The sequence below is a fragment of the Nocardia sp. NPDC049220 genome, assembly GCF_040647855.1.
Classification (GTDB): domain Bacteria; phylum Actinomycetota; class Actinomycetes; order Mycobacteriales; family Mycobacteriaceae; genus Nocardia.
In genome coordinates this window covers 173,233-186,160 of record NZ_JBEZDA010000007.1, presented here as the reverse complement: position 1 = coordinate 186,160, position 12,928 = coordinate 173,233, and the positions used below count along the sequence as shown (strand labels likewise).

The 12,928-nt window shown below is 65.2% G+C and carries 1 protein-coding gene (cut by both window edges); it reads left to right on the top strand.

Every position in this 12,928-nt window falls within one protein-coding gene, locus AB0C34_RS18780, for an alpha/beta fold hydrolase (protein ID WP_357074110.1), read on the top strand. The gene is 109,890 nt long; 80,137 of those nucleotides lie to the left of the window and 16,825 to its right, leaving coding positions 80,138-93,065 in view, spanning codon 26,713 (partial) through codon 31,022 (partial); the first complete codon in view begins at position 3. Both codon boundaries (start and stop) fall beyond the window edges.

Sequence of the window (12,928 nt, the reverse complement as noted above, 5' to 3'; positions counted from 1 at the left end):
ATTGGGTGCGGTTCGTCCGCGAAGGCAGCGGGCGGTACGGGAAGCGGCTGGCGCGGATCAGGCAGGGCGCCTCTGCGGCAGACCTGGTGGTTATGTTCGGCCTCCAGCAGGCGACATCCAATCAGGACCCGACGGCCGTGCCGGCGCCGCCAGCCGAGAAGCCCCACGAGGGCACATGGGCTTTCGCCCGGGGTCGCGAAGCAATGCCGCAAGACCCGGCCGATATCGCCCATGTCTTGGACATCACGGGCGGCGGCAAGTACGTTCCGCCGGTCGGTCCGATCGCACGACCGGCGGGAGGACCGCGCCCAGGGTTCGAGTTCGCCGCCAACCCGGATGCGGCCGGGCAACGCCCGGGCGAGCCAACGGTTCCCGACACACAGGACAACGCCGCACCCGGCGCAAATACCACACCGGGGGATGACAGCGACCAGGCGGATACGGTTGGTGAGCAGCTTCGGTGGATCGGGGCGCGGGCCGAGGAATTGGTCGGCCGTCTGGGCCTGCCCTCCCGTGTGTATCGCGACTGGACCGAGGAACAGTGGCGCGATGCCCTCGCAGCGGAGACGGTGGCGCTGACCGCCGACCGGGCCGGGTTGGCTACCGAACTCGGCGTCGAGCCGGGCCAGTTGGAGCAGGTCAGCCTACCGATCCGGCTGGGATACGGTCGCATGCTGGACGCTCGCCGCAACGACATCCTGCTTCGTGACGCGGCTTTGGCCGAGTTGCCCGGGGTGCTGCGGCGGCATCGCGACCTGGTCGCACTGCTCTGTGCCCAGGGCGTCGAGGAGGTGTTGCGGCGACCGGGCGGTGAGCAGCTCGAGGGGCACGACATCGTCCGGTTCGAGGACGGAACGTTGGTCGTGGTCGCGATGGACGGCGGGCATCAGCGGGCAGTGGATCGGCTGCGGTCGCAGTGGCGGGAATTGGAACTCGCCCTGGGTGTGAAGCCGGTCCGGATCGAGGACGGGTACCACGTCGAGTATGTGACGGTTCCCGTACCCGACGAGCGGATCGAGGTATCGCGCGCCGCGCGTACGGCGGTCAGATACGACCCTAGCGAGGACCTCGATGCTGCCCGCAAGCGCCTCAGAGATGTGCGAAAGCAATGCCGCGCTTTGGCAGACAAGCTGGGTATCTTCTTTTCGGGCTGGAACAACAAGGAGGCGAGCCAGACACAGGCGCAGATCGCGGACCTCCATCGGACGGTCATGGTGCGGTGGACCGGGTTGGCCGAACGGCTGCGGGTGCACCCCGCGGATTTCGTCGATGTCGCGTTGGATGTTTCCGGGCCACCGAGCACGTCGGACCCGTCCGGTCTTTTCGCTCTCCTGCGCCGCACCGCGCGACAGCGCGCCGAACTGCTCGAGCGCGACGACGACATCGCTCGGCTCTGCGAGCTGCTCGCCGAGTACTACCCGACAATCGCCGCGATCGACGACGAAGTCACCAACCGCCTCATCGACGCGGAGTTGGCAAAGCATCCGGGCGGCATCCGGGTCAGCACTCACGTGATCCACATTCCGGATCCGGACACGGGCCCGGGCCGGTTGGTCGTGATGTCGATGGATCGCCTGGACGCGGCGCTGAGTGATCTGGCCCGTCGGCCGGAATTCAAAGATGTTCTGTCCCCGGGACACGGATACCGAATTCATCACGTGACGGCGGAATTGGAGTTGGATCTCGACGGTGCGCTGATACTGCGCCCCATCAACCAAACGCACCCAAGTCTGCGGCCCGTGGATCAGCGAGATGTCGTCGCTGCGTTGATGACCGCGTATCTGACGGGACGCGCCGAGCATCGGGTGAACGTGAGCTGGTCCGAGTGGCTGAGACCGCTGCTCGATCGAACTAGCGGCTGGCTGGTAACGGTTTCGTCGATGCTCCCGGTCAAAGACGGTAAAGATGTTCCGGATCATGATGGCCTGGACGAGAAAACCTCTCCTGTGCTGCGTATCGGGAAAGAGGTGGCCGATTCCGGGGAAAAAGTCGATCCGTTCGGCCCCCTGGAGATCGCACGCAAGCTGCACACTCGGGAGATCACCCACGAAGATCTCGACTATCCGGATTATCCCCGCGCGCGACACCAGGAGTATTACCCGATCACCCTCGAGGGCCTGCGTGAGCACGTGATACTGCCGATGGTCACGGACGAACAGGGTCAGTGGCGGCTAGGCGGTCGCATGGCATCAAGTGAAGGACCGCCGGGATACGTGTTGTCAGTGCGGTTCGCTGATCTGCGGGCTGACCGCCCAGCCGCGCTGGCTGCGCAGGTGACGAAGGCGTTGCGGAATCCGCAGGTCCCCGTCACCGCAGATGTCGTGCCCGTGGGCGATGCCGACTGGCAGCAGCGGTTCGACCGGCAGATCGCCGACCTGCCTGCCTGGCAGACTTGGCAGCCGGACTCGGCGACGCCAGCGGGGGAGGTCTCCGCCGCGGTGCGGGCCCGGATCATCTCGACCGCGGCGGCGGTGCGCGACCTGCGCGCCGACATGGTGCGCTGGTGTGCCGATCTGGGCCTGGACGTGACCGATCTCGAACCAGCCGAGATCCGGGCTATGGTGGCACAGTTGCCGCAGCGCCCCGACCCCGTGGCCGACGACAATCCGGATGGCCCGTCTTGGACTTTCGTCACTGCCGAAGTGCTGCGGGAAGATTCGGTGTGGCAGGCCTGGGACGACGTGCACCGTCGCCGGGACGAAGTGCGCACGGCCGCAGGTGTAATGGCCGCGCGTGACGTTTTGGCCGCCCGCAACGCCATTCCGATCGCGGAGGGCATCGGCTTCGTCGTAGGACGACAGCCGCGGTTGGTGGTCGCCTCACCAGTGGAAGACCTGCCGATGCTGGTGCAGGAGTTGGTCGGCCAATCACCTGCCGAGCTCGCCGCTGGTGGTATCGACATCGAGTATCTGCACGTGCAGGTAGTCGATGTCGATACCTCCAGCGACGAGAACGGTCCGCGCGTGCAGGTCACCGAGCGGACCTTCGACCTGGAAATGGTTGTCACCACAGCGAATTCCATGCCGGAATGGGGTCGACGGCCGCAGCTGGTCGACGCCATGCTCGGCCCGCTCGACGACCGCAGCTTCGAACAGCAGGTCCGTGACGGGATCGAGTCCGGTGTGCGGTCCGGCGACTGGCTGCACGACTCCGACGAATTCCAGTGGACGCGGCTCCGATTCAACGATGAGACCGTGACCGGGGTCGAACAAGCCTGGTATCGCGAACGTAGGTATGTGGACGCGGCCGAATTGGGGACTGCGTTGGGAGTGGCCTTCGGCGTCGAACCGCCCGAGACCCACGGTGCCTTCGAGACCAGCTTCTTCTTCCGGCCCCCGACAGACGTCGATCGCGGCAGCCTGCGGGATCGTCCGGTGCAGGTGGCGTTGTCCAATTCCATGGCTGCCCTGCGGCGCGGCATGCTCGAAGCAGTGACCCGCCAACCACCGACTACATCGTCGTGGTGGGCGCGGGTGGACGAGTGGCGCGTGCTCGGCCGCGACTTCCGGGACGCCTTCCACCTGAGCAGGCAGTCGATCTACCCACCCGAGGCCGGCACGGTGCACCTGGCGTCACGCTTCGTACGTCGCCAGGTCGATGGGACCGAGGAATGGTTCGACCACGACGTCCCGCTCGCGGTGATCCGCGCCATCCAGGAGCGAGTCCAGCTCTTGGAGCCGGAATTCCAGCGGCTCGGTCGGGAAAACTGGTTTGCCGACGTGATGCGTGACCTGTCGCAGCTCGAAGAGCACGCACCAGATGACGGTGACGGCGGCGGGCCGGACGCGCGCGCTGCCCGAGGTCCGATGTTTATGGGGCGGTACGAGATCGCGGACGTGTTGGGGATCGCTCCGGAGCAGGCAGGGAAGTATGTCGATCCGTCGCTCGCGACGCATCTGCGCGATAAGCAGGATCCGGGAGTGGTCGCCTTCACTACGATCACTGGTTATCGGGCACCCGGTGTGGCGGGTCGGGGCACCGGCTCGGTCAGTCCGACGGATCGCAGGGGCGCGAAGTCGTCGTCCGACCCGTTCGATCTCGGACTGGACCTGCCTCGTGCCGAGCCGACGAGTTTCACGATCGAGAACCACTCTGCTCGGTACGATCCGGGACAGGTGACCGCGCACAGCGCCGGGGGTGGCGCGGACGCGTTCCGATCACACGGTTCTCGCGATTCCGACTCCCAGGGCAACGCCACACTCGGAGCGAACACCGCACCAGGAGTAGTCCCCCATGTGCCTTCGCCGCTGACGCCTGGAGATCCGAGGCAGCCGGAGGACACCGAGATCGCTGCTGTTCGGTGGGCGGCGGATCAGGCCGCGAATGCTGTGCACGACTTCGCCCAATATCGTTACGATCCGGCTTTCACCGTGGATCGCGCTCGGGATTTGATCACGGCGGTCAGGCAACAGATAGCGACTCTGTTCGATCTTGCCGTCGACACTCGAGAAGCGGTCGAACTCGAGGCTCTTCTGACGGTCCTGCAGTGGAACAGCCAGATCCCCGAGGTCGAGGAGGGGCCCGCCGCTGAGGTGCCGGCCACACAACCGACCGAGCCCGAAGATGATGCGCTGCTGTTGCGGCGTGCGGTGGGGCGTCGCGACGGTTATCCGGCTGCGTTGGCAAGTGATGACCGGGTTCTGAAGGTTCCCGAGCCGGAGGAAACGGCTGATCTCGGTGAGATTTCGACGTTGTTCCGTGCGCGGATACCGGATGCGCGGATGCCCGAAGGGTACCGGGCGGTTCATTTCCGTCTGGTGGGCGATCCGCGTGGTTATCCGATCATGATGTCTCCTGGCACGCCGCTGGGTGTGGATGGTCCATTGCCGGATCCGAAGGTGTTGGCGGAGCGCGGATTCGCTCTGATTGTGGTGGAGCGTCCTGGTTACGGTGCGTCGACTCGGTTGCCGGATCGGGTGGTTGCCGATTGTGCTCGCGACATCATTTTCATCGCGACGGAGTTGTTCGCTTTCGAGCGCTACTCGGTGATCGGTCGTTCCGGTGGTGGTCCGCCGGCTATTGGGGTCGCAGCGTTGGACCCTGGGCATGTCGAGCACGTCGTCTCGCTCGTGGGCGGTGCTCCGCCTATCGATGACGAGGCCCAGTGGATCGGCGGAATGGGCACATTCAACCGATCCGTTTACACCACGGAACTGGCGAAATTGGCCACTGATATGGCCGCGAAGGCCGATCTTGTCGCGCAAGACGGAAGAAACTTACTTCGGTCTATCGACGTTGATTTCCAAATATTGGATCACTGGTGGGTGGGCGCGCACTGGAAGCTGCTGGCCCGCGGCTACCAACGTGCTTGCCGGATCAATCGGGGCGCGTGGGGGGACTGTGTCAAACAGCGGAAGACGGACTGGGGAATCGATTTCGACAAGATCAGGGCAAAAACCACCCTGGTGCACGGTATTCCCGATCAGTTCGTGCCGGTGGAGCAGAGCCGAATCAACGCGGGGAAGATTCGCACGGCAACGCTGAAACTCTATCCCGGCGTTACCCACATGTTGGGCATGTATTCGTTGCCGGTCATAGTCCATCAGTTCGCGGCGCAGCGCGACGAGTACTGGCGTCGGATCGGCGACAAGGAAAGAATCCAGCAGATCCGGGCCGCCGACGTCCCGCTGCCGCTACCGGACTGGTTCCGCCAGCGCCGCGATTTCTGGCATGGGGACGTGCTGGCGCCGGTCAGCGACCGCATCCGCGACCTGGTGAACGCGGTGGCGTCGGGTCCCCGCGAAATCACCGGCGCACCGGGATCCGGGCCAAGACCGATCACTCCTGGCTCCGGCGACGGCGTGACAAATCCGACGCCCGCCGCGTCACTCGCACCAGAGGAGAATCAGACACCGGGGTCCAACAGTGCGACCGTCCCGACCACACGATCGACCGGGAAACTGCATCCCGGCGGTCACCACCCAGACGTATTCCGAGCCGAACTCGATCAACCGGCCCGAGGGAGTGACGAGTTCCGCGGATGGGCATCTCCACCGCCCAGAGGCATACCCAGCCAAGCATTGGCCTTCCATCACGACCCGCGCGGCGACGGAGGTTGTTCGTATTCCGCACCAAACGGCAAGAACGGCGGCCCGGCACCACAGCAGGACGCAACTGCTTCCGGGCCTGAGCCGCATTCGCGGTATGTCGAACAAGCGTCGTCGGACGAGGTCCTGCGCGAAACCAGCCGCGACAACAGCATTCGGACAGCGTCCACCGACCTGATCGTGCCCGAAGACCCGACCAGTAGTCTGATTGTGCCCGCTGCGCATATAGTGCCCGCCGATCCGACTCTCGAAGAACTCAGGGAAGAGCTGCTTCCGTACCGAAAAGACTTCTGGTACCTGTGGGACCTCGAGACGGCACGGGACGGGGAGCTATCCGGGCTGGCGTGGCTAGAAAGCGACGAGCGCAAAGCCTGGATGCGGCGGCGGGCGACGCTACGTACCCCGCTCTATAAGTCGCTCGGCCTAGTTATTCAGTCGACACTCGCTGCCGAGAGATGGCTGAAGGCGCCCAACGCAGCGCCCGGACCGATGCGGCTGAAGCAACGACGGGTCATTCCGGGCCGTGGAGAGATCGATATCTGGAAGTACCGGACCATGCCGGTTCACATGCCGGTACACGAGTCGTCTGCCGCCAATGCGGACGTGAAAACGGCCTTCGCGCAGTTCTGGTCGGCGACGTCCGGGGATGAGCTGCCTCAGACCGACGACATACGTGCAAACAGGATGTCCTCCGTCGGGGGACGACTGCTACGCGCAGAAGGTCACAACCTCTTGGTGGCTGGGCGTTATGCCGCGGGCTACAACCTGATGGGGGTGGAGCACGATCCCGTCTGCACTCCGGAAGAGTACGCATTGTGGTTGATGCTGAACGGCCACGATGGGAACGGCCGGGATGGGGTGTACGGCCAGGACGCGCTGTGGACCGTGCACTATCCCGCCTCTCGAGCCTTCCCGTCGCAGAGCCGCATGTTCCTGCGCCACCGCTACCTGAGTTACATCATCTTCACCAAGATCGCCAGCAAGCGGTGGGAACAGCAGTATTTGGATCTGGTCGTCGGTCCGTACCTTCGCCGTACGGCGGTGGTAGCCGGTCGGGTATTGCTCCATGATCTAACCCACTACCTGCCGAGGCCGTGCCGCTCCACCGTGGAGCACCTGGGCGTGTGGGGACTCAAAGGTCTGGGTCGAATGGTCAAGGCGGAGGTCAAGGACCATCTGGACAGTTGTGCGGCTTGCCGCACCGCCGCTACGGATCTCGTGGAGGTCGACAGCGGCCAGGGCGGGCGCTCACTGATCGTTCCGCCCGGCCCCGCAGGGGACGGCACCGCCGAGTACCAATTCTCCCGCTCTGTGCACTCGGAGTCCGCGTTCGGACCGAGTGCCGACTACCGTCCACGGACTCAGCCGCAGACCCAGGACGAGGTCGAGCCTTCCGATGTACCCGCGCGGACCGACCGGCCCGAACCCGCTGGCGGCCCGTCCTCGGCGGAGTCCGTGGATCGGGGCGGCGATGCTGAGGGTGATTCCGCGTCAGTTCGGGTCCTCCGCCCGGCGAAGGGTTTCATGCCGATGGGGCCGGCCGAGATGGCGGAGGCAGTGGATGCTCCGAGGCTGAAGGGGGATTCGGGGGATTCGTCGCTCGGGAGGAATCCCCGTGATAGGTGGGATCCGGGACTGGTCGCCTACACGACGATCACTGGCTATCGGGCACCCGGTGTGGTGGGTCGGCGTACGGGCTCGGTCAGGCCGACCGAGCGCAAGGACGCGCCGCCGTCCGATCCGTTCGATCTCGGACTGGACCTGCCTAATGTCGAGCCGACGAACTTCACGATCGAGAACCACTCCGCTCGGTACGATCCGGGACGGGTGACGGCTCACGGCGCCGGGGGGGACGCGGAGGCGTTCCAATCTCCCGGCCAACACGATTCCGGCGATGCCGAGTCCGTGGACCGACCGGAATCGGACCTGTCTGCGGCCGCGGGCGATGCGCCATCGCTGGAAGAGTTGCGGCGCAAGCTGGCGGATGTCGAGGCCTTGCGTGCGGCGGCGCGGGCGCGGCGTGATGCCGCGGCCGAGTTGTGCGGTGTGGACGTGTCCCAGCTCGAGCAATTGACGAGCGAACGTGACGAGCTACGGGTGGAACTGGGGATCGCGGCGGATGCGAGCCCAGTGGAAGTGGCCGAACGGTTGGCGACGGTGATCGCTGAGCGGGGCAGCTTGCCGGTGCAGGACCGGTCACCGGCCGATGTGCGGCTGCTCCTGCTTGCCGAGGAGCGGTACCCGCGCCTGAACCTGGTGGTCGAGCAGGCTGAGCAGTTCGAAAGGTGGGATGGGCACGCACGGCCGCTGGTGGACGCCGTCCGCGCGTACCGCTGGCGTGAGCTGGCGCGGGAGTCGCGTGACGACATCACCGAGGAGTTGCGGGAGATCCTCGCGGAGTTGAAGCCGGATTCTCCCCTGGAGTTGTTGACGCGCCGACGCGATGAACTGCGCGCGGAATTCGGGATTCCGGCGGATATCGACGCCGAAGCGGCGACGATGATGGTCGCGTCGATCCCCGCTTCGGATGCCGATCGCCTCGTTTCGTGGCTGGAGCTTGATGACCTGGTTCGGCACGCGACTGAGTTCGACCGGCGCAATGTAGTGGCCCGGCGGCTGGGGAAGCTGGCTCGTGACCTTCTCGGCGAGGACTGGGGTGGGTCCTCGGGGAGCGCGGACGGCGCCGGTCGACCGAACATTCCCGGCTCCGGGGAACGCGACGAAGCGACGTCGGATCCGCAAATCGGCACCCCCTCCGACGATCCCGACAGGGGGGACGACAATGACGAGAACGGCGGCGGTGTCGCACCACGGCAGGATGGACCGATCCTGGACGGTCCCTCGGGTGTGGGCCGGACGGTGCCGGATGAGGATGCACCGACGGACACCCCATCCGCTGGCGTCGGGCGCCCCGGGTCCGGTGTTCCGGCCTCGGCGTTCGATGCCACCGAGTGGTCGTCGGAACGGGCACAGCGGGCCCTTGGACAGTCGATCGCGCGGCACGATCGATTGCGGGAGGCGGGTGATGCCGAGGCGGCGGCTTGGTTGGACGAGCTGCGGGATGATCTGCGCGGCGTGGCGTTTGAGAACGCCGAATCCGGTGTCATGGCGCGGGCCGAGGCTGGTGCGGATGCCCCGGCAATCTTGCGGAGGTATGGCATTCGGTCCGGCGGCGGCATGGCTGCGGCGGGTGTGGATCGTGCGGTGTTGGCGACGATTGCCCGGGGACTGGGGGGTGCTGTAGTCGATCATGCCGGGTTCGATGTGCGTGAGGTGGATGTCGAGCCGATGGAGCCGGGCGTGTTCTGGCGGCTTTCGGAGGAGACGGGCGGCGCGGAACCAGCTCTCACGGAGCCGTGGTCGTTCGCGCGCCGGATCACGTTCAACGAGCTCTATCTGAGCGACACCGAAGCGCTGGCGCGTGATTGGACTCAGCAGCACGGTCAGGTCGAGGACCCGATGCGCGCACTGCTCGACCAGGTGGTGGGGACCGGGTTGATTCTCGCCGGTCGGGGGCGTGCGGTGAATATGGTGTCGGGGACATTGACCGGGTTGTTCGAGGCGGGCGAGCAGTCGATGTCGCGGGATGACTGGTTGCGCGAGCAGTTCGGCGTTCTCCCGCGGCGTGTTGATGGGACGCTCGATGAACGCGCGCTGTTGATCGAATCGTTCGCGATGGTGGAAAGCCAGGGCGCTGCCGCCGGGGCGGGGCGAGTGGCTCTGCACAGCGCGCTACGCGAGACCGCGGCGGACGCAACACGTCTGGATCGTCGGGCCACGGACGCTCTCGAGAAACATCGACCGGTGTCCGCGGAGGAGCAGAAGACCAAATCCCTGCTGGAGCAACAGCTGACCATGCAGGGTTTCCGGGTCGTCGGATTCGGCGACCCGACGGTGCCCGCCAAGGTCGCGCGCGAGATCGTCGAGACCTTCGCGGCGCTGCGCGAGGGTGACCCGGCGCTCAAGACGATAACGTCCCGAAGGGGCGGGCTGCCGCGACTGCGGATCGGGGTGCTCCAGGGGGGTGGCGATGGTGTTACGGCCCGGTCGGAGGTAGTGGCGGAGTACAACGAGGTCGCGCTCGCCACCGACCCGACCGATCCCGGCGATGCTGGTGCCGGCGAAATCGCGATGAACCTGCTCTGGGCAGGTTCACCAGACGATATGTGGCAAAAGGTGATGGACAGCATCAGATCCGGGTGGCACCGCGGCTATGGCTACCGTCACGTGCCGTCGGTTCTGCTGCATGCGATCGGCTCGTGGCTGAACGCGACGTTGCCGGCCGAGGAGTCGGACCTCGCGGGAATTCGAGAAATTTTCGAAGCCTCCGAGGTGTCCGGGGAAGTGGGTTTCTATTCTTGGTTGCGGACGCAGTTCTCCGGATATTGTTTCCGCGGCGGGTATTTCGACCTCGCGGCGGCGATCGCGGAATCGTTCACGGTGGGTGCTTCCGAAATCGTTTTCGGACCGACAGAGCGAGATTATGCGGAAATCACCGACGGTGAGCGCTATCTCTACGAGCAGTTGTGTGGCCGTATGGCGGCCGAAGCCAGACGGATCCCGGATGGTGTTGTCCCAGAGGTGGAATCGGCAGAGGATGCCACGTTCGACGATTCTTGGGGGGATCTGTCGGAGTTCCGGTACGTCGATCCGCGTGCGCTGTTCGACGAGCACGGCCGCCCTGGCCCGGAGTTGTCCGCGGCGTTGAACCTGATCGACTCGGATCTCATCGAGCCGGAGCCGAACGAACCCGATTCCGGGCACAACACATCTTCCGAAATCGCGGACGAGGATCCGCATGGGTGGCGGTCGGACAACCCGCCCGGTGTGTTGTGGGCGAGCAAATATTGTCCGCTCGGTGGGGACTCCGGGGTGACCATCCCCCAGGAGCACGCCGAGGCGATCGCCTACGCCGCGCTCGAACGTGGCGAGACCGCGGCAGGTTTCAGCAGCCGCATCTACTTCATCGGCGAATACGTTGTGCTGCTGCCGAAACAGGTGGCGGGGGTGGACCCGAGACAGTTCCCGCAACATGCCGTGTTGCAGGCGATAACCGCGGCCGAAGTGGACGACAGGCCGGACCTGTTCGCGGTATTGACCGACTTCCGGTTGCCCGACGGCACGGTCACCACGGAGTCGGCGCCCGCGCTCATTATGCGTCGGGGGACGGGACACAAGGGGACCCAAGCGGAGTTCTACCAACGCCGGGATGAGTTGCTCTCGAAGCTGAAGCGGATGTTCGAGCAGTTGCGCAACGTCGACTTGGAACCGCTGCGGCAGTACCTCCCCGCCGACACACCCACTAATGTCTGGGAGTTCGCCCGCTACGTCATCGACGAGCAGCGCGGGGTATTCCGTTCGCTGGCGGAACAACATGGCGATAAATACCGCCAACTCGGAATTTCCGAGCAGATGTTCGACCTACTCGAACAGCTGATCCCGCTGTTGGTGCCCGAAGAGCTGTATCTCGGGCAGAGTGACCCTATTCGGGACAATATCCTCCTCGATCCGTTCCTCTTGTTGGATTGGGAACTGGCGTTGTTGACTCCGCAGTCCTTCCAGTGGGCTCGGCTGCACATGCTCGATTTCCCCGGTTTCGTCCCGAGTTCGCTCGGTGGCGCGAACATGTGGTTCTGGCTGTTGCTATCCCACTTGCAGCGCAGTGTGCACGATGCCGCGCGCCAGGTTCCCGGTACCCGGGACGCCAACTATCTGTGCAGTTACGCCATAATGCGGATGTTCACCGGCCACAACCCACGCGGCGCCGCGGAGTTGGTGGCGCGGGTGGCAGGATCCGACACGCGGGTCAAGATCGCGGCGGACCCGAACATCACGGAGCTGGAAGTCCGGTCCGAAGGCAGTGTGCACGACGGCGACGAGACAGAGTTTCTGATGCAGGGTGCCGTGCAATTCGTCGACGATTTCGTCGTCAATTGGCCCGATCATAAACGCAGAGCCATCAGCGACGTGGTGCGCAGGATGGTCTCGCATGCCTGGGAAACGGCTCCGGGCCGGATCGTGTTGACGGGTGAGACCGCCGCCATGCCGGAATGGAACCGGAGCGTGCGTATCACCGTGTCGAGTGATTCTCCCGAGCTGTTTCCCGTCGACAATATTCCCGACGATGTGGTGGACTGGCTCGGCGAAGTCACCGCCCGGTTTGTAGTGGACCCGAGCGGTTGGCCGACGAGTGCCGCGGGATTCGAGTTGTCGACCCGGTACTTCGGGAAAATCGGTGGGGACAAGACGAAGGTGAATCCACCCGCTTCGCTCTATCGGACGGTGTCCGAACCCGCCGTGCGGTACCGGCATTTGGGCTCGACTGTCGATCGTCCCGGGTTGCGCAGGTACGACGCGCTGAATTTGGTGCGGATGGCCGCGGAGCCGAGCGTGTCTTTCGTCAGGGGAACACACTGGGCGGGTAAGGCGGTCGGCGACGGCTACTGGCTCGGGTGGGACATCCCCTCGGACAACTTGTTCGGCGCGGACCCCCTCGGCCTGCGGCTGTTTGCCGGCCAGGAGCACCGACAGGCGATTGTTACCGCGCCGGCGGTAGGCGAGTTGTTGCCGCAAGTTCTCGCTGCCTTCGCGGGAGCGGAAGTGTGGCAGGGCGACAACGTCCCGCATCTGGTGCTTGTCATGCGCAAGCTGCTCGGCGCTCGCCGGTCCGGCCGTGACCTGGACGCCATGGCCGATGAGATCGTGCACACCGGCAAGGTGTTGCTGCGGCAGTTGGCCGAGGTGCAGCAGGACGCGCTGGGCAACTTGGTTTCCCGCGACACCCAGACTGTCCAGGATCGTCTGCAATCGCTGATCGATCACGCTCGGCGGGCGTTCGATCCGCACCGGGCCGCGGTGGAAGCGTTGGGGTTCGTTGACGT